Here is an 18,215-nt window from a genome sequence, read left to right as displayed (position 1 = left end):
ATCGTTATCTAATTAAATATTGAGTAAAAATTCATTGCCGCATTTTCTCCTTGTTCGATAGCCGTTTCAACAGCGGTTTTGGCAAGGTTTAATAATCGTTTGCTTTCTTGACGTAACGATGTACTTCGCTTAATGATAACTGCGATGCTATTTTGAGTATCATTATCTATTAGTGGCAGACTTATATTTACAAATTCTTCCTTGTTGATTGCTGTTAATATTGTTCCTGTACAAGCCCGTTTTAACAATGCCTGAATCATTGCGGATTTAAACAAAACCAATGATGTTTCAGAATTTATAATTCGTGGAGTCAAGACATAAAAACCAGTAGAACATAATGCTCCGTCATATTCATTTGTTACAATCGCACAACTTTGTAAAGACCCTTCGATCGATGAAACAATGATATCTCCTGTATGTACAATGCGCCTTGCCCGACTCGGAAGATTCGCACCATATTCATATGTGCATCCTGTAATTTCACCATTTGCTCCGATATTTGATAATTCAATGTATTTGTATTGAATATCATTATCCGGCACAGTATTTCTATCTCGAAGAATAAACAAATTTCTTATATTGTCTTGTCCTAATGGGTATTGGGATATTTTTTTAGTTATATGATCATATTTAGGTTGGTAATACTCTGCATCCAACCGCCCGCTATTCACAAAGTCGGAAAATCGTTTCTGAGTTATGGTTGTACTAACCATAGCTGACGAATCAATATCTAACTCTTCGTGCAATATCAATTCAGTCTCTGAATAGATGGTTTTCGATAAAACTCTTAAAGAGTTTGCTCGCGTAAAGCAATCTTGAATCTTTCGTTGTAAATCAATCTTTAGAATCGGAATTTCAATTTCTTTGACTTCTTCCGGGTTCACATTGGTTTGATTGATCGACTGCCTTGCCCTGCGCTTTATGTCCCATTCGCCATATTTGCAATTTAGATAGGCGCATAGATATTCGGGAAGAATACTTTCTTTGGGGTTAAGTCTTACCAGGTAAGAAGCAAATGTGCGCTGTATATCATCATTTTGATAATATATGCCCGTTCTACCTACCCATTCAAAAGAGTTGGTTCGATTAAATAGCACATCTCCGTCTTTTAAGGCAAATTTGTTGTATTCAGTTTCTGTAATATCGGCACATTTATCAACATCAAGGTCGCATAACATATCATGAATCTCATTCATGCGGTAAATAGGATATCCTATTGAATCCGTGTTCATTTCGATGGATATTCCATACTGCGATAAAGTCAGATGTTCTCCGATTTTAGCATAAATTAGATTCGGATTTTTCTTGGGCTCTTTTGTGTAGAATGAACTGTCGATTCTAAAATCCTTATTGTTTAATACTTCACTTAGGCTTTTCTCTTTTGTCTCCAGCCCCTCTAATAAAGCCTCGTATCTTACTTTATCAAAGGGGCATCCGCGAAAAAAGATAGCTGTTCTTTCTTTGCGAATTCGACAAACGCTTCGGCAATGCCGTTGGGAGTAATCTGCTCTATCTCATTACACTTTTTCTCTTCGTTCCAGTTGTAATTTACGGTTGCGAGCAAATCGTGATAGACAACGGGGTGCCCGTACTTATCGCAAAGCGCAAGTTTCGGATCGGTCGTCGTACCGCTTTTATCCGATTTCCAATAGAGTTTATCGCCGCTGTTGTTCTTACCCTCTTTCTGCTGGGTTGCGAAGAATATGTTATAATCATCGACTTTCGGGCACAGGACCTCGTCCCATTTCTGAACGAACAATACGCTTGTCTTGGTGCCGGTATGCGGCTTGAAGGTGTTGCCGTGCAACCCTACGACGGCAAGGATACGGCATCGTTCTGCAATATATTCGCGGATGGTCTTATCGCTGCTGTTGTTGAATCGCCCTTGCGGCAATACGATTGCCATACGCCCGCCCGGTTTCAAGAAATTAAGGTTGCGTTCTATGAAAAGAATATCTCGGCTGACGCTCTTTTGTGCTTTGCCATTCTTCATTCCCAAATCATAGCGGCTCAGAATCTGTCCCTCCTTAATCTCTCCAGCAAATGGCGGATTTGCCATCAAAATATCGAAATCGAATTGTCCGAAATCATTACCGACACGTAACTGTTTCAACTTTTTGAAGCCATCATTGTAGGTATCTACCCATGTTTCTTCCTTTGTAACCGTATTCCAGCGGGCCCAATCGAGCGTATTCAGGTGCAGAACATTCGTATGACCGTCGCCGGCAATCAAATTCAGGGTTCGAGCGACCCGAACGGCTTTTTCATCGAAGTCAATGGCATATACGTTATTTTGCACGTATTCTATTTCCGTATGGCTTTTCGGCGTTGCCGTGAACAGATGATTTACCGGTTTATTTGCTGCTATCTGCATCTGTTTCCATACATGGAATATAGTATGAACGGGAAAACCTGAGCTTCCGGCTGCTGTGTCGATCATAGTTTCGTGCGTTTGCGGATTCAACATCTTTACACACATATCGATCACATAACGAGGCGTGAAATATTGACCTTTTTCACCTTTGCTGCTTTTGCTCATCAGATACTCGAACGCTTCATCCACCACATCGAGATTGGAATTGAAAAGTTTTACGCCTTCAAGCGAGGAGACACAAATCGACAAATGCGGCGGAGTCAGAGCTATCTTGGCATCTTCGGCAAATACACCGGGCCATTTTTTGCAGGCTTTTCTGAATAGCTTTTCTATTTTATCTTTCAACTGGATATCACTTTGCCCTGAGTTGCGAAATTCAAGGTTATAATCTTTATCTGTTGCTCCGATCTGCTCGTCATGCAATTTGGCGAATATCAGTTTGAAAACCTCTTCGAATACATCAACGCCGGCATTTGCCAAAACTTCATCCTCCATTTCGAGAATCAAGTCCTTAAGCGACTTGCCTGTTTTGGTCAACTTATCATTCTTGACCAAATCTTCCATCGTAAATGGAGTTTGCAGAATATCCTCCAATGTTTGGTGTACATCGGGGATATTAGGAATATCCTTGAAATAGTTCGGATTCTGGCGTTGATAATAAGCTATCGTCGTTCCATTCGTCCACACAGCCATACTTGCACCCGTCGCATGGGTGTAAGACTTTAATTGTTCTCGCCCATCTTTCGCTTTGGGTTTCTTAAGTTCTACAATGATATATGCGACATTGGCATCATCATTATCTCGAATCACGATGTCAGCACGTTTAGCTTCGCGTCCGAAATAAATAGGATATTCAAAAGCCAATCGACTTTTAGGATAGCCGTAATCGGTTATCAGCTTAGCTGTGTATAATTGCCGGACAATTTCTTCCGGTGTTAGTTTAATTTCTTTATTGCGAATAAGACAAGATACAGCCGGATAGGTTTTACCTTTTTTGTCGGTTCGTTCAATGATTCGGTTTTCCAATTCGACGATGGCGTCTTGGCTGAACAGCTCCAGACTGTATTCGGAACCTTTGAGAATTTCGTATAGTTTCATATGTTTGGGCTTATTTGCTGCTGATTAAATCTTTCGGATCAACTTGTAGGATATTTGCAATTTGGAATAACACATCCAAACTTGGCTGACGTCTGTTGCAGACATAAGAATTGACAATGCAAAAACTCTTTCCGAGTTTGTCTGCTAACCATGTCTGCTTGATACCTTTTTCTTCAAGCACCTCTTTTATGCGATTCTTTGGTTTGTCCATGATTCAATGCTTGCGATATTCGTCTACAAAGATATAAAATTTTATGCGATAGAAAGATAAAATATACAAATATCTTTATGATAGCCACCTAACAAAAGTCCTAATATATATAAGCATCCGATGTTGTTCAAACGATACAACAAATACGCTCGTAATTATTGAATATCTGCCCGCCGACAAACGTCGTCTGGGGTATTAGGCTCCCCCGAAAGAAATTTCGTGGACAATGTGTAAGCCCGCTGAAAATTTATAACTGGCATAGGAGTTGACCGAACTCCGAATCATTGTATATAGAGATTGGGGAATCGCACGATTCCCCAATCCTCGTTCCGGCCCGATACGGGTTTACTGTTTTTCGCTGAGTTCCTTATACAGTTCGAGCCTCATCCCTGCGCAGTTCTCGATGATCTCCGCAGCCCGTTGTACGCGCTCCATGTGCAACTCCGCCTCTTGCGACGCCATGTAAAACTCTGCTTGATAGGTCGTTTTCATCAACACCTCTTTTAGCCGTGGAATCGTGAAGATATTTTCGATATGATTATCGTCGAACACGAGCATCAGCTTCGTCGAAAGCGTCCGCATACGGTCGTGCATTACCACGGGGTCGTGCAGGTCGAACGGCATGCCGTGGTAGACATAGTAGAGCATATGGTAGAAATAGACTGCTGCCTGCGCCGTGAACTGCGCTGCCAACCTTACGTTGTGCCCCTCCGTAAACGCATCCTGCGCCTGTTCCAACAGGTCGTTGCCGAGCGTACGGAAAGTATCGTAATGGAACTTGGCGTCGGCGTATGCCCGAGCGAAGTCGATCGGACGTTTCGGTCGTCGGAAACTGTAGTGGTCGCTGCAATAGAGCAGCATTCCTTCGGCGTGGGCGAAGTAGAGAAAGGGCGTGCGGTGCGATTCGACGTAATTCAACGGTAAAATATAAAGATTGATATAGGTGATTTTACGGTGCCGGTAGGGCATCTTGTAACGCAAGATGCGTTTGGCCTGCAACCAGTCGTATTTCGGAGTATTGCGCACGACCACAAGCAGGTCGTACGCCGCGGGGTCGCTGTGGGGCGTGCCGCCCACGAGTTTGCCGAAAAGAAGGATGTATTCGGGTTCGAAATATCCGTCGGTAAGGTGTCGGACGATCCGTGCGGCTTCGATAGAGTCGTATTGCAACTCGGCTGCATCGGTCGGCTTGTTAAGTTCGGGTCCAACTAAAGCAATTTGCGATTCACTACTCGCATTTTCGGATTGTACGGACGTGGGTAATATGGTTTGTGCAGACTGTTCCTGCATGATGTTTCGATTCATTTCCATTTGATTGAATGTTGATTGTTTGATAATAAAGCGGCTGTCCTTATCGTGCGCACGGCACAACAAAGAACATAGATGGTTTGATTGGCAGTCGGTTGTCAATCGGGCGGGTGGGAATGGAAATGAATCGGAATGTTTCGCGGCGGAAACCGCCGGCAGCCGGTCCTTCGGCTTGTCTGCGTCGCAACGCGGACTCGATGATGTACTGTTCGCATAATGGTACAAAAAAGAATGTGCAGCTGCGAACAGTACATCACCTATTTCTAAGCTCTGCAAAGTGTCATTCGCGGGATTGCTCCCCAATGACTCTGCACATTCTGTTAATACCAAATGCTTTTCAGAGCTTTGGTAGAAATAGATTTTTGTAATACTGTTCGCAGGAGCAAAGATACGACATTTTTTGAAAAAAGCGATGCGAACTGCATATCGGATTGGATAATTCTGTGGAATTATAAAGTGTCGCCAATAAAATTGCAGCGAAAAGAGAAAATATACGATAGCCTTATCTCTCTTTTGGCTGCGGATATAAATAAGGGGGGGGGCGAAAAGGTTTAGTTTAGTCTATTAGCCTATATATATGCTAACATAAAGTAAACTAAATATAGGCAACCATATTTGGCTGCCTGTATGTGTATGTTTGGGGAGATGCAGCTGCCTTGCCATGAATAAAGCTCCTCAACGAAAACGGATATTTTGATCTTTCTCTTTTGGCTGCAACGATTCATCAATATTCGACCCCGCGAATCTTTCGTATGACGGGTAAAATATTGCAGGAATTATACGAATCTGTTTTGCAGATTGCGACCAAATGCAAGGAAAGAAACCATCTGAAAACAAAAAATCGACAATCTGTATAAAATGCCGATTTTGTTTCCGAATTGTTTCTTGATGCCAAGATGTAAATTTATATCTATTTGGTATTAAATACCTTAAAAGAGCGCTATCGCCAACTTCCTACGTTCGCAAGTTGAGAACAAGTTACACTTTCCGTGTTTGTCGTATGTGCCACAAAGATAGACAAGACAAACTAAAAAGCAAAACATCTTTCCGATTTCTCGGAACTGTTGCAGATTGAATTATAAAGAATAAGCCGACATATTCCCTCTAATGGTGAGTTGCAAATCATTCCAACCCTCAATTACCGAGAATATGCCGACTTAAAATCTGTTTTGACGGTTTGGTAATTGGCTGTAAGGATTACAAGCAACCGATAATCAGCCGACCGACCAACCGAGTATATAGAGTGTTCCGCACGTTATTCTGCGGCTATCTTTTGTATTACGCTATCCATACAGATAGACTGTCCGCTGGCTAATCTTCCCCACCAACAGCACCCGTATTCGTCGATAATAACCTCTCCCTCGCGTTTCAGTCGTTCGGCCAGCCAACTGTCAATAAGCCACCATTCCATAATATCACCCAAAAATGGATAGATATATTCTTCGGGAAGCAAGTTTTTGTCGAGCATTTCATCCACGACTGCGGTTTGATTCGTCAATACGCAGTTCTCCACCAATCGCTGTGCTGTCATAATAGGTGCTGTTGTGTGGCGATATTGCGTAACCATTGATTAGCAAAGGTTGTGTGGCTGGCCTGTAAGAGCGGGTTCAACGCTATTCCATCTTCCGACCATCTGACGCTGTTTTCCTCGATACCGCAATAATCGTTGCGATAGTAGTACGGAATGAATTGCCGTGTCTCTTTGTGCAGGGCAAAGAGCATTTCAGGGTCGCGCATGGCATCGCCGTTCTGCTGTCCGTAATGAGCCAGCGAAAAAAAGTCGTACTTGTCAATACGGCCGATTAGTTCAAGATAGACGGGCATATAAGTACCGTCCGAATTGTCGATTTTGGTTGTCTGTAAAGCTAACATACTGCGGAAAATCTCCGCCGCTCTCCTGTCAAGTGTTTTCATATCTGAAAAGGTTTTACATTCGACAAGGGAGAGGGGGCTTTAGTATGGAGTAACTGTATGTGCAGGGGATATATAATAGAAAACTCCAACCAGCACAAAACCAGTCGGAGTTCTTCATCTTATCTGTTCTCTGCGGCAATCCTTTTTTTCGCAATAATCTTATTTCTTATAAGGATTATGCAGGCGGTGTTCTTGCCGTCGATATTTCGGTAGCATGTATCTATGTCGTATCATTCGGCGAGGTCTGACGCTTTGGCCGTCTGTCTTATCCCCAAATCGTCGTAAATACGCTGTAATTTCGCCTTTGCGGTTCTTGCGGGAACAGCCGTCTGTTGCGGCAGGTCGCTCTTAATCCGCTGTACGATTTTATAGGCCAATTCGCTTTTTCCGTATTTGAGTAACTCCCGCTTTATCTGCGTTTGGTTGTAATTGAGTTCCCTTACTTTGTCTTTTCCTAATTTCTCGTAACTCTCCTTAACGAGCGGGTTGCGCTGCGCTATCAAATCCGCCGAAAAACGGCTTAACGAAAACATGCTGGTATCAGCCCGCAATTCTGCGTATCTGTCGAACAACTCCCGAAAAGGTATCTTTGCCTTGCCGTTCGCTTCCAACCTGTCAACCCGAAAACTGTGTTTTGCCGTGTCTGTTATCTCATTTCCGTTGCGCTGGTATTCCGTAATGAGGTTACGCCCGTCTGCGTAAATCTCCTGTCAGTTGCGGAAATTCAGCATATCCAATTTCAGTCTGTTGCGGTCTAATGTCATTGTTTTCTTGTTTATATAATTCATATCTGCGTGGATTAAGGGTTTCAAATCCTCGTCCCCCGAGACATACCATTTCAGCCAGCGTTCGGCCTTGTCTATCTCCTTTTCCGTCGAAGCCTTGAATTGCGCATAGCTGACATCCCGACCGTATCGGGATTCGGAAAAGATATGCGTTATCTCTTTGTATCGGGTATCTCTGATGCGTCCTGCAATCTGCCGTATCGTGGTCGCGACATCCAGCATCGAGTGTGTGGCCGTTCCGTCGCTCACAATGTAGGTGCGTCCTGTCTTGTCGAAAATATCGCACCCCTCAAAGGCCGTCGAGGTGTAGAAATTGATTTTGCAGGGTTCGCCGCTGGGTGTATTTATCGGGAAACCGTCTATCTTCTCTTTGTTGCGGTCATAACTCTCGCCGCTTTGCGAACAGACTATCTTTACTTGGTCGGGTGTCAGTTTCGCATGGCAAATCACCTTGCCGATAAATGTCACGCTGTTCACGAAAAAGTGCAGGTTGAAACCGATTTGTTGCGCAATGGCATTTCGGCATAAGGCCGTAACAGTCGCTAACGGGCTTGTCGCTTTCCACAACCTTACCTGTATCGGCTCGGCGTTCGGTCAGATGATTTTCGTTTGCGGCATGCCCTGTAACTCGTCCAATAGAAACTCCTGTTCGATAGGCGTTGCCGAAAGATAGGTCTTGCTTGCGAAACGGGGTGCTTGTTCCAATAGTCCAGCAATCGCGGAATGGCGGAATGAATAATCGAATAACAAGCGGTGGTATTCATCCACCAATAGAAATGCCTTGCTGTAAATCTCTGCACCCGCGACATCCGCGATACGGGGGATTGCATCATAGGTGGCCATAATCTTCCAGCGGTCGTGGGCTTTCAGATAGTCGGCAATCTCTTGATTCGTAACACCCCCGTAAACGCCTAAAAGGTCGGGGTGTTCCTGCATCTTGTTTTTGATAAGATTGACCGTCGGCGCGGCAATCAAAGTTGAACGGTCGTTTGTAATGGCAAGACTTGTTGCGCCGCATCCCGTTATGCCTTTATCTAAAAGGCAGTTTTCGGGTAAGTGCTGCCCGATTGCGGGAATCTCTTCGATTCATCGCGCCGTCATAGGGGCTGTAATAATTCTTTGTTCCATAGATTTATAAATTATAGGATAGGATTTCACCGCATTTTTTCTGTGTGTGAAATATCTTTTATATAAGGGAATTTCATTTCCTGCACAAAAAATATGCGACTGTAAGCCAAAGACAAGGACAGCAATTAATGCCGTCCTTATCCATTTGTAAGCCTATTTTCTATGGAAGCAAAAAGAATTTCCCCATCTCGGATTTGCTATTACAAATATAGTAAAAATCTTTAATAAATACAAGTTTAAGTGCAGACGATTCAGCGGAAATTTTCTATCTTTGCTTTAACCGAATACAACCGCTATGAACCCGCTTTATGATTATGTTTTCGAGATTGCTAACCGTATGTATCCCACTTGGGATACTGATATAAACGGCGAACAGTATCAGACCGATTCTTTCCGCGGATGGGATTTCGTGCATCAGTTGGAGGACGAACGGCTGGAATTTTCTATTACTAAAGAGCGGTATTTAGAAAATGCTCCGATTATCCGTTCCCTGCGGGCTATGGGTCTCGACACCGAGAAATTTTGGATGGCGATGCTCTTTGTCTATGATGTGGTACGGGAACGGACGGAAAATGTACAGCAGGTTCCGACCTCGGTATTCGAGGAGTTTCGGGCTTTCGCCAGATACCTGCAAGAAAATCCCGATGCCAAAGTGCGTGCATGGCAAGGGCGCGAGCACGGCGTAACCCTTGAATCCTACCTTGCAAAGCGGGTGTTGGGCAAGTTGCTCGCTGACAACATGGCAGAACTCTATGCCAATCTGTCAAATGTCCGTTCGTTCGGGATGGACGGATTTTCGGTGAATCTCAAGAGTTGTTACAAGATTACGCTTGCCATCAAGTGTTTTTTGCCGCTCTTGGAACAATTCAAAGAGGAAGATAACCGCAGTACGAATCCCAGCAAGGTTTCCTATAACAGGATGCTGTTGATTTCGCGCATCGTCTATTTCTTCGGCTATACGGATAATCCGAAATTTCTTGATAGTGACGAGGGTATCAAGGGAATCTGGACATCCTACAAGGACAGGGAGTGGACGACAATCGGCAAGAATTTTAGATAAATCCATTTTACATATCCAATGATAAGGGACGGCACGAGCCGTCCTTTTTTATTCTGCCGATAAGGGGTAGTAAAAATCATGCACTTTTTTACTATCCGACAACTATTTCTGCCATAGTGAGTTATGTATGGTTTTCGTAGGATTTGCAGTAGAAACGCAAACACAGGATCTTTGACATACACTCCGCTTCTCGGTAGGGAGAGAGAATCCGAACCGAAAGGCCGCAGGTCGAATCGCACGGCAGGACGATGACGGGAGTTTGCCCAAGCCATCACCCGACTGCCGCAAGAGCTGGCAAGAGCTCACCAGTCAGACCTAACGCCGAGAAAATGAGATATATAACTTTCTAATAATAATTAAAACCTCGCGGGTGGTATGAGGTCAACCCGCACAATTAAAATGAAAAAGATGCATGTAATTTCAGTCATTGCAAACCGTAATTTCGCCTTTGTAAAAGGCAACCGCCCGACCAACTCCAAAGCGGTGACGGCAAAAATGAAGTCCATCGAGGAATACGGGCTGTTGTCGCCGATTACGGTTGTGGACGGTGAACAGGTAATTACATCTGGCGGACATTTGGTAGACCTGAACGGCAAGGATATTCCCGACAGCCAGTCGGTGAACTATTACGCCGTGCTGGACGGCCAGCACCGATTGATTGCCTATATTAAATTAGGTCTGAATCTGAACGACCTCGTGATTACCGAGCCGCTGAATGTGGATATGTCGATTGCAGCGTTGATTGCTGAAATGAATATCTGCACGACCACATGGAAAGGAACGGACTATATGGCCGCACCTGCCATGACGCTCTCCAAGACGAACGACGTTTTTGAGTTTGCCGTACAACTCCGCAGCAAGGGTTTCCCGCTGGCAACCATATCGCAATGGTGTACGGGGACAAATTCACTAAAACCCAAAGATTTGGTGAACTGCGTGAAAAGCGGTGAACTGCCTAAAATCCTGCAATCCGAAACATGGTATCAGCGGAGTATCAGATGGTATGAGGCCGCACAGGAAAAGTTTTCAGATTCGTTCCTGTCGAAAAAGTATCTGATTGCCTATATCGTCATGCAGTATAACAACGCCGCAGACCCCGTGGCCTACTGCCGTCAGATAGAGCAGGCATTGAAAAAACTCACGCCTGCACAGGCGGCGGAAATCATGGAAGCCCGCAAGATAGGGTTAAAATCCCGTGAACAGATGGTCGTTGAACTGCTGGAACAATACCTCGGATAGGACGGAGGTAAAGAAAAAGGAGGTCGGTTCGCTTATGGGGCGCCGACCTCCCGATTCCTACAATAAGTGTTGCATAGCCGCGTCGATTTGAGAGTTCTCAAAGCTATCCAAGTAGATTTGGGTCGTCGATAAATCAGAATGGCCGAGCGATTCAGAAATGAGGGCTACGCTTACACCTGACCGTTTTAAGACTGTGGCGTAAGTATGACGGGCTACATAAGTCGTTAGTGGCGTATGCAGTCCGATTTCCTCACTCAATTCGTGCAGGCGTTTATTGACGTGTTTCAAGGTCTTTTTCACCCGTTCCAATATCTGTTTCTCGGTCGTGTGAACAGTACGATTGAGGATTGGAAAGATATAATCTTCGTCCAGTTGGTCGGTGTGGTACTTGTCGATGATTTCCTGTGCCTGTTCCGTCAGACAGCAGTTCATCATTTTACCTGTCTTGCGTCTTGCATAGTAGATTCTGCCGTTGTCGATGTCCCCGTATGTCAGTAAGGCAATGTCCTTGAAATTGATTCCAGCCATGAAATACGAAAACAAGAAAATATCTTTGGCAAGTCGGGTGTAAAAGTCCCTGTCCGATAAATCCAATTCAATCAGTTTGTGGATGTCCTCTTTCGTGATGGCCCGTTTGCGGGTATTCGTCCATAAGCTACCCACTTTGAACTGCTGGAACGGGTTGCGCTTCGGGGTAAAGATATTTTCCGATACGGCCTTATTATAGACCGCTTTCAGCACACTGAACTTGGTGGCAAGGCTGTTATTGACATTACCACGCTGACGCAGGAAGATTTCAAATTCCCTTAAATAAGTCAAATCCAACTCCTCAAAGCGCATATTGACAGAGCGGAATTGCGACATAAGGGCAAGCGTTACCTTGTGTTTGCTGGCGGAACCGTATTTTTCGACCTTTTCAAGCCTATCTATTATTTGCTTGAAATAATCTCCAACGGTGCAGTTGATTCGTTTGCCGTTCTGTTCAAAAAGCGTATCGAACGTAACTGGAATTTCCAACACCTCCAACTTCTTAATCTTCTTTTCGTATTCACGGATTTTAGAGGTGATTTGAAACTGTATCTCTGCTCCGTCGGGGCAGTCTGCCGTCGGTTGCTGTTTCTCAAAATCCCAATGTTCCAAAGCTACCGATATGCCCAAGCCGACGAATTTTCGGCGGCGGTCATGGGTAAAGACAAGGGCAAGAGGGGCTAAACGGTTTCTGTTGATAGCGTCTTTGCGACATACGATGTTGATTGTCATAATCTTTACGGATTACGCAAGCAACAAAATGCAAAGTATGTGTTACATGATTTTATGTATCACACTCTGTATCACAAACAGCGATTTCAGGGCATTTTGTGTTACATAACGGACATCTGTAACACACGGCAGAAAAAGAAAAACGAGCGACAATCCATTGATTATCACTCGCTTTGCGTGAGCGGAAAACGGGACTCGGACCCGCGACCTCAACCTTGGCAAGGTTGCGCTCTACCAACTGAGCTATTTCCGCAAAAGCATGTTTCGTAATTGCGAGTGCAAAGGTAGCTAAAAAATCCGAAACTCCAAATTTTTCAAACGCATTCTGCAATTTTTTTACGATATGCTGGCCTCCGGGTGCTTTACTTGAATATCCGTATGCCCTCTTCCCAAGGCTCGAAACTCTTTTCCTGCGGTTCTCCGCCCGGCAGTCCGAACGGCATCTGGGCGATCAGCCGCCACGCTCCGGGCAGGTTCCAGCGTTCACGCACCTCGCGGTCGATGAGCGGGTTGTAATGCTGGAGCGAAGCGCCGAACCCTGCGTCTTCAAGCATCGTCCATACTGCCAGCTGGTGCATGGCCGAGGTGTGCTCCGACCAGATCGGGAAATTGTCCGCATAGCGCGGGAACTGTTCCTGCAGTTTCCGCACGACGGTCGTGTCCTCGTAATAAAGCACCGTGCCGTACCCCGATGCGAAACTGCGGTCGATCTTCTGCTCCGTGGCTACGAACGCCTCCGCGGGAACGATGGCTTGCAGGGTCCGTTTCACGATCTCCCAGAACGCCTTGTGCTGTTCGTGCATCAGGAGCACCAGCCGCGTCGACTGCGAGTTGAAGGCCGACGGGATGTGCTGTATCGCGAAACGCACGATTTCCTCGATCCGTGCGTCGTCGATCGGGGATTCGGGGGTCAGTTCATAATAACTGCGCCGGTGTTGCAGCGCCTCTTTCAGATTTCTCTCCATGGTCGTTGGCATGTTATTGTATGCCCTTTTGCAAAAATAACACAACTTTGGGAAAAATGTGCGGATTACAACGCGAAATAGTATCTTTGTAGCCATGAAGAACACGATCGAAACATTTTCCGCATTGGGCGCGCGCCTGCTCGGTTTCGGCGATGACGATGCGACGCGCGCGGTTATGGACGCCGCCTGTCGTGCCAACGGCTGGTTTGCGCCCGCCGATGTCCGCCGTGCGGTGCGCGCGGTCGCCTGCGACATGCTGCAACGCGAAAAGCTCGAAGCCTGGCTGGCGAACTACCCTGCCCTTCCGGTTGCGGCGCCGCGGCGCGTGCTGGTCGTCATGGCCGGAAATATCCCGCTCGTCGGTTTTTTCGACCTGCTGTGCGTGCTTGTGAGCGGCCACGGCTGCCTCGTGAAGCCCTCCGCCAAGGATTCCGTGCTGATGGAATATGTCGTGGGGCTGCTGCGCGAAATCGACCCTTCCGTGCCGGTCCACCTGTACGACGGAACGTCGCCCGTCGACGCTGTGATCGCCACCGGCAGCGACAACGCCAACCGCTATTTCCGGGCGCATTACGCCGGCATTCCCTCCTTGCTGCGGGGCAGCCGCCAGTCGGTAGCCGTGCTTTCGGGACGTGAGACGCCGGAACAGCTTGCCGGACTGGCCGACGACATCTGGGCCTATTCCGGGCTGGGGTGTCGCAGCGTGTCGCTGATTTTCATGCCGGAAGGATATGAACCTGCGCTTCAAATGCCGCCTGTAAACGATAAGTATATAAACAATTACAGACAGCAGCGAGCCTTGCTGGAGATGCAGGGACGGCCGTTTGTCGATCTGGGATGTGCCGTGGCTGTCGAACAATGCGCCTTTCCGGCGGCGTTGAGCCTGATCGCCTATGCGCACTACACGGCGTTGGACGAAGTGGCCGCATGGCTTGCCGGGCACGACGGCGAACTGCAATGCGTCGTCACCGGGTGTCTCCCCCACAGCCGCCGCGCCGGTTTCGGCTGCGCACAGTCCCCGGCCCTGACCGATTATCCCGACGACCGCGACGTTCTTGCGTGGCTTGCGGCGTTGGATTGACAAAAAGTGTTATATTTGGTGTTGTAACGTAACAATATTCTAAAAATACTACTGCAATGTCGATGGTTTTCCGATTCCGGATGTTGAGCGACGAGAACGACAATTTCGTGCGCGATTACGAGGCGCTGTACGACATGACGCTGCTCGATTTCCATAATTTCATCCTTCAGTCGCTTGAGTACGAGCCTTGTATGGCTTCGTTCTTCACGGCCGACGACCGCTGGGAGAAACAGCGCGAATTCACGATCGTGGACATGGGCGACGGCTCCGGGGATGCTCCCGCGGCGATGGAGAGCGTGACGCTCGGCCAGATCATCCACAACCGCCGCGACCGTCTGATCTATCTCTTCGACATGTTCGGCGACCGGGCTTATTTTCTGGAACTTACCGGAACCTTCGAGGCCGATAAAGGGGCTTCCTATCCGCGTGAAATCTACGCGCAGGCCGCCGCTCCCGACCAGTACGACCCGTCGAAAACGCGCGTGGACGACGAGGGGTCGATTTTCGGCGATGTGATGAGCGAATTCAGCGATTTCGAGGGCGACGATAATTACGACGATGAGTACTAAACGGCTGCTGGTCGTCGTCGGGCCGACGGGTTCGGGCAAAACGGATTTGAGCATCCGTCTGGCCGGCCATTACGCGGCACCGATCCTTTCGACCGATTCCCGGCAGGTTTACCGGGGAATGCCGATCGGCACGGCGCAGCCCACTGCCGATCAGCTTCAAGCCGTTGAACATCATTTTATTGCCTCGCATGATATAAAGGATCGCTTGAACTGCGGGGAATACGAGGTCCAGGCCCTTGCGCGGCTCGAAAGACTTTTTGCCGGCCACGATTACGTCGTTGCCGTCGGCGGTTCGGGGCTTTACGTCCGGGCGTTGTGCGAAGGTATGGACGACCTGCCGCAGGCCGACGAATCGCTGCGCGGGGAGTTGGACCGCCAGCTGGCGGAGGAGGGACTCGGGGCGCTTGCCGAGAAGCTCCGGGAACTGGACCCGGAGTATTACCGGGTTGTCGACCTCGACAATCCGGCGCGTGTCATGCGTGCGCTGGAGGTCTGCCTTCAAACCGGCATGCCCTACTCCCGGCAGCGTACCGGCATACGGCGTGCGCGTCCGTTCGAGATCGTGAAAATCGGTGTCGACCTGCCTCGCGAGGAGCTTTACGACCGCATCAACCGCCGGGTGGACCGCATGCTTGCCGACGGTCTGGAAGCCGAGGCGCGGGCGCTGTACCCCTACCGGGAACTGAATGCGTTGCAGACGGTCGGCTACCGCGAGTTTTTCGATTACTTCGACGGGCGTATCGGCTATGACGAGGCCGTGGAACTGATCAAGCGCAATTCGCGCCGCTATGCCAAACGGCAGCTCACCTGGTTCCGCCGCGATCCGGAAATCCGTTGGTTCCGTCCCGACGACGATGCGGCGATGATAAATTACATAGATTTTGGCAAATCGTAAATATTTTCGTACTTTTGCCGGCGTCTTTCGGCGAAAGACTGCGCCCGGATGGTGGAATCGGTAGACACGCCGGACTTAAAATCCTGTGGCCAGTAATGGCCGTGCCGGTTCGATCCCGGCTCCGGGTACTTTTCAGAAGTGCTAAAGTGTTAATAAATAATGCTTTAGTACTTCTTCTTTTTCCGTCACGACCGCACCGCGGCCGCAAATCGGCCGTTTTGAGCCTCCGCATTATCGCTTGCAGCGGAAAAAGGGCGGAGTGAAGGCGGAGCGTGTAAAAACGGGGCCGGTTTGCTCGCAACGACGTCCAGCAGGCGAGAGCAAAGCTTGCTTTGCCGAGCCGCCACAGTCGAAGCGGCGCATTCCTTTGCGCCGCAAACCCGCGAAGGCGCCCGTTTTAGCGTCGCCGAACTCCGATCCCGCGAAAGCGACATGCGGATGGTTTTGGGTACCTTTTGCCACCAAAAGGTACAAAACCTCTTGCGGTGACAGCCGCGAAACGTTTGCTCTTTAGAGAAAAATTTCTATCTTTGCCCCTGCGAACATTATTTTCAAATAACCTTTCTACTGGATTCTTGATACAGGAACCCACGAAAAAAGTATGCGCAGAGCCGTTGGGGAGTAATCCCGCGAACGGCACCTGTGTTGAGCCCGTAAAAAGGTGAAGATAGTGTTCGCAGCTGCGCACGCTTTTTTTGTTTTATGCGAACACTATCTTCCGTCCGTACTCCGGTACAGACATGCCGCAAGGCCAGCCGCAGGCGGTTCCCGCCGTGCAATCTCCCGATTCGTTTCCATTTTCACCCGCCGGATTAGCAAGTAACTGCTAACCAAATCGTTATTCTCTTTGTTGTGCCCTGCGCACGATAAGGACAGCCCTTACTATGTCAAATTTCTAACAATCAATCGAATGGAAACGAATCAAAACCCCGTGCAGGAAAACGCTGCACAACGCATAGTCCCCGAACCGGGACAGCCCGCCGAACGCCTTTACAATCCCGCCGAAGCCGCCCGGATCGTCCAATGCCTGACTGACGGCTATTTCGATCCCGAATATATCCTGCTGTTCGGGAATCTGGCCGGCGGCACGCCCCACAGCGATGCCGTGGCCTATGACCTGCTGATGGTCGTGCGCGAAACTCCCGAATACGACTGGATACGTGCGAAGCGGATACTCCGGTACAGAATGCCCGTCAAACACCGGGATATTGCATACATCAATCTCTATATTATGACGTTGAACTACGTCGAATCGAACAAGACGCCCTTTCTCTATTTCGCGCACTCCGAGGGCGAATTGCTCTATTGCAGCGATCACTGCCATTTCCGCCGTCCGAAACACCCGATCGACTTTGCCAAAGCGTATGCCGATGCCAAATTGCATTACGACACGTTCCGGATGCTGGGCAACGAGCTGATCGAGCAGGCGCGGGAAGCATTGAGCGAAAGCCGCAATATACGTCTGGCCGCACTTTTCTCTGCGCAGGCGGCGGTCTATTTCTACCACACGCTCTACTACGTCTATCACGGTCAGGAGTTCGACAGCCACGATCCGGTGGTGATGCACGACCGGATGCGGACGCTTTCGACGAAATTGATGCTTACCTTCGACGATACGAATATCGAACGGATCTTCACGCTCCCCTGCCTAAAGAAATTTCTGGTCAAAGCGCGTTATGACCTTGGTTTCGACATTGCGCCGCAGGAGTTGGAAATGCACCTGCAACGTGTGGAGAAGATGGGCGATATTATCGAAAACTACGCCGGGCTGCGGCTGGAGCTTTATAAAGAGTTGAGCGAACGGCAATAGGCGTTCAATCATCTGAACGAGCGGGGGCTTGCGGGATCGTGGAAATCCCGGCAGGCCCCCGTTCCGTTCATGCCGCTTTTGGGGGCTTTCGGCGGAGCGGCCGGTCACGGGTTGGAACCCGGCAGGCCCGATGCGGCTTGTCCGGTTGGCCACCCGCCCGGCCGCGCGAGCCGGAGCGGAATGCCCTCTCCAGCGCCTTCTGACGGCGGTTCGTGAAAATAATCCGGGCTTTCGGACAGTTTTTCGGAAAGAACCGTTATATTTGCCACAGGTTTGGTTCTCTCCTTCCCGGGCGTGGAAGAGAGCGAAAAGGGAATCGGGTGCAAGTCCCGGACAGTCCCGCTGCTGTGAAACTCCGCGAAGGTTCCGAACATCTCGCCACTGGTCCGCAAGGACCGGGAAGGCTTCGGAACAGGAGCAAGTCAGAAGACCTGCCAGGCCGATTCGACGTCGTGAGACCCCGGGGGATGGGTATTTGACATCGGTTATGTAATGCTTATTGTTTTATGTCGGACTTT

Annotated in this window: 17 protein-coding genes, 2 tRNA genes and 1 riboswitch; of the genes, 7 read left to right on the top strand and 12 right to left on the bottom strand. The window is 48.3% G+C overall.

The annotated features are described in order from the left end of the window. Positions 1–8: 8 nt before the first annotated feature. From ACGHP5_RS15490 to ACGHP5_RS15450, 9 genes are all read right to left on the bottom strand, one after another. Entirely contained in the window at positions 9–1,196 is a 1,188-nt protein-coding gene (locus ACGHP5_RS15490) for a restriction endonuclease subunit S (protein ID WP_390567608.1), read from the bottom strand. Positions 1,197–1,414: 218 nt separating this feature from the next. Beyond that, a complete protein-coding gene (locus ACGHP5_RS15485) occupies positions 1,415–3,472 on the bottom strand; it encodes an N-6 DNA methylase (RefSeq protein ID WP_390567606.1) in 2,058 nt (685 codons plus the stop codon). A gap of 10 nt (positions 3,473–3,482) precedes the next feature. Next, complete coding sequence (locus tag ACGHP5_RS15480; protein WP_390567604.1) at positions 3,483–3,683, bottom strand: helix-turn-helix domain-containing protein; 201 nt, start codon at positions 3,681–3,683, stop codon at positions 3,483–3,485. A 345-nt stretch (positions 3,684–4,028) separates the two neighbouring features. Next, on the bottom strand, positions 4,029–4,994 hold the full coding sequence (locus ACGHP5_RS15475; RefSeq protein ID WP_390567602.1) for a nucleotidyltransferase domain-containing protein: 966 nt from the start codon (positions 4,992–4,994) through the stop codon (positions 4,029–4,031). Positions 4,995–6,246: 1,252 nt separating this feature from the next. Continuing rightward, a complete protein-coding gene (locus tag ACGHP5_RS15470) occupies positions 6,247–6,522 on the bottom strand; it encodes a hypothetical protein (RefSeq protein ID WP_390567601.1) in 276 nt (91 codons plus the stop codon). After that, positions 6,519–6,905, bottom strand: coding sequence for a DUF6908 domain-containing protein (locus tag ACGHP5_RS15465; RefSeq protein ID WP_390567599.1), 387 nt, complete (start codon positions 6,903–6,905; stop codon positions 6,519–6,521). Before ACGHP5_RS15465 ends, ACGHP5_RS15470 begins: the two co-directional genes overlap by 4 nt. Positions 6,906–7,135: 230 nt before the next feature. Continuing rightward, positions 7,136–7,477, bottom strand: coding sequence for a hypothetical protein (locus ACGHP5_RS15460; protein ID WP_390567597.1), 342 nt, complete (start codon positions 7,475–7,477; stop codon positions 7,136–7,138). A gap of 138 nt (positions 7,478–7,615) precedes the next feature. After that, positions 7,616–8,257, bottom strand: a complete 642-nt coding sequence (locus ACGHP5_RS15455; protein ID WP_390567596.1) for a hypothetical protein — start codon at positions 8,255–8,257, stop codon at positions 7,616–7,618. A 27-nt stretch (positions 8,258–8,284) separates the two neighbouring features. Next, positions 8,285–8,665: a DEAD/DEAH box helicase family protein gene (locus ACGHP5_RS15450; protein ID WP_390567594.1), complete on the bottom strand. Its 381-nt coding sequence runs from the start codon at positions 8,663–8,665 to the stop codon at positions 8,285–8,287. Positions 8,666–9,113: 448 nt separating this feature from the next. Between ACGHP5_RS15450 and ACGHP5_RS15445 the strand changes: the two genes are divergently transcribed. Both ACGHP5_RS15445 and ACGHP5_RS15440 read left to right on the top strand, forming a co-directional pair. Then, the gene (locus ACGHP5_RS15445; RefSeq protein ID WP_390567593.1) at positions 9,114–9,878 is read left to right on the top strand and encodes a hypothetical protein; all 765 of its coding nucleotides are present in this window, start codon (positions 9,114–9,116) and stop codon (positions 9,876–9,878) included. A 399-nt stretch (positions 9,879–10,277) separates the two neighbouring features. Then, entirely contained in the window at positions 10,278–11,117 is an 840-nt protein-coding gene (locus tag ACGHP5_RS15440) for a hypothetical protein (RefSeq protein ID WP_390567591.1), read from the top strand. A 57-nt stretch (positions 11,118–11,174) separates the two neighbouring features. Here the strand turns inward: ACGHP5_RS15440 and ACGHP5_RS15435 are convergent, their stop codons facing one another. The 3 genes from ACGHP5_RS15435 to ACGHP5_RS15425 form a co-directional block, all read right to left on the bottom strand. Then, positions 11,175–12,377, bottom strand: coding sequence for a phage integrase SAM-like domain-containing protein (locus ACGHP5_RS15435; RefSeq protein WP_390567589.1), 1,203 nt, complete (start codon positions 12,375–12,377; stop codon positions 11,175–11,177). A gap of 180 nt (positions 12,378–12,557) precedes the next feature. Beyond that, positions 12,558–12,630, bottom strand: a tRNA-Gly gene (locus ACGHP5_RS15430). Between the two features lie 109 nt (positions 12,631–12,739). Then, positions 12,740–13,342, bottom strand: coding sequence for a nitroreductase family protein (locus ACGHP5_RS15425; RefSeq protein WP_390567587.1), 603 nt, complete (start codon positions 13,340–13,342; stop codon positions 12,740–12,742). A gap of 94 nt (positions 13,343–13,436) precedes the next feature. Between ACGHP5_RS15425 and ACGHP5_RS15420 the strand changes: the two genes are divergently transcribed. From ACGHP5_RS15420 to ACGHP5_RS15400, 5 genes are all read left to right on the top strand, one after another. Beyond that, on the top strand, positions 13,437–14,423 hold the full coding sequence (locus tag ACGHP5_RS15420) for an acyl-CoA reductase (RefSeq protein ID WP_390567585.1): 987 nt from the start codon (positions 13,437–13,439) through the stop codon (positions 14,421–14,423). A 56-nt stretch (positions 14,424–14,479) separates the two neighbouring features. Further along, positions 14,480–14,992, top strand: coding sequence for a hypothetical protein (locus tag ACGHP5_RS15415; protein WP_290531907.1), 513 nt, complete (start codon positions 14,480–14,482; stop codon positions 14,990–14,992). After that, a complete protein-coding gene (gene miaA, locus ACGHP5_RS15410; protein ID WP_337771238.1) occupies positions 14,982–15,887 on the top strand; it encodes a tRNA (adenosine(37)-N6)-dimethylallyltransferase MiaA in 906 nt (301 codons plus the stop codon). Before ACGHP5_RS15415 ends, miaA begins: the two co-directional genes overlap by 11 nt. A 42-nt stretch (positions 15,888–15,929) precedes the next feature. Then, positions 15,930–16,015: transfer RNA gene (locus tag ACGHP5_RS15405), tRNA-Leu, on the top strand. A gap of 782 nt (positions 16,016–16,797) precedes the next feature. Then, positions 16,798–17,697 (top strand): nucleotidyltransferase domain-containing protein, encoded by a 900-nt coding sequence (locus ACGHP5_RS15400; protein ID WP_390567582.1) that lies wholly within the window; start codon positions 16,798–16,800, stop codon positions 17,695–17,697. A gap of 257 nt (positions 17,698–17,954) precedes the next feature. Then, positions 17,955–18,151: riboswitch (cobalamin riboswitch) on the top strand. Positions 18,152–18,215: the final 64 nt, after the last annotated feature.

The organism is Alistipes sp. i18-0019-D1 (assembly GCF_042852885.1).
In the GTDB taxonomy this organism is placed as follows: domain Bacteria; phylum Bacteroidota; class Bacteroidia; order Bacteroidales; family Rikenellaceae; genus Alistipes.
This window is presented reverse-complemented; position numbering and strand designations above follow the sequence as displayed.

What these genes read in the sequence shown, in the direction of transcription:
- ACGHP5_RS15490 (WP_390567608.1), bottom strand. Translation starts at nt 1,196, where the DNA reads ATGAATGAGATTCATGATATGTTATGCGACCTTGATGTTGATAAATGT.
- ACGHP5_RS15485 (WP_390567606.1), bottom strand. Translation starts at nt 3,472, where the DNA reads ATGAAACTATACGAAATTCTCAAAGGTTCCGAATACAGTCTGGAGCTG.
- ACGHP5_RS15480 (WP_390567604.1), bottom strand. Translation starts at nt 3,683, where the DNA reads ATGGACAAACCAAAGAATCGCATAAAAGAGGTGCTTGAAGAAAAAGGT.
- ACGHP5_RS15475 (WP_390567602.1), bottom strand. Translation starts at nt 4,994, where the DNA reads ATGGAAATGAATCGAAACATCATGCAGGAACAGTCTGCACAAACCATA.
- ACGHP5_RS15470 (WP_390567601.1), bottom strand. Translation starts at nt 6,522, where the DNA reads ATGACAGCACAGCGATTGGTGGAGAACTGCGTATTGACGAATCAAACC.
- ACGHP5_RS15465 (WP_390567599.1), bottom strand. Translation starts at nt 6,905, where the DNA reads ATGAAAACACTTGACAGGAGAGCGGCGGAGATTTTCCGCAGTATGTTA.
- ACGHP5_RS15445 (WP_390567593.1), top strand. Translation starts at nt 9,114, where the DNA reads ATGAACCCGCTTTATGATTATGTTTTCGAGATTGCTAACCGTATGTAT.
- ACGHP5_RS15440 (WP_390567591.1), top strand. Translation starts at nt 10,278, where the DNA reads ATGAAAAAGATGCATGTAATTTCAGTCATTGCAAACCGTAATTTCGCC.
- ACGHP5_RS15435 (WP_390567589.1), bottom strand. Translation starts at nt 12,377, where the DNA reads ATGACAATCAACATCGTATGTCGCAAAGACGCTATCAACAGAAACCGT.
- ACGHP5_RS15425 (WP_390567587.1), bottom strand. Translation starts at nt 13,342, where the DNA reads ATGGAGAGAAATCTGAAAGAGGCGCTGCAACACCGGCGCAGTTATTAT.
- ACGHP5_RS15420 (WP_390567585.1), top strand. Translation starts at nt 13,437, where the DNA reads ATGAAGAACACGATCGAAACATTTTCCGCATTGGGCGCGCGCCTGCTC.
- ACGHP5_RS15415 (WP_290531907.1), top strand. Translation starts at nt 14,480, where the DNA reads ATGTCGATGGTTTTCCGATTCCGGATGTTGAGCGACGAGAACGACAAT.
- miaA (WP_337771238.1), top strand. Translation starts at nt 14,982, where the DNA reads ATGAGTACTAAACGGCTGCTGGTCGTCGTCGGGCCGACGGGTTCGGGC.
- ACGHP5_RS15400 (WP_390567582.1), top strand. Translation starts at nt 16,798, where the DNA reads ATGGAAACGAATCAAAACCCCGTGCAGGAAAACGCTGCACAACGCATA.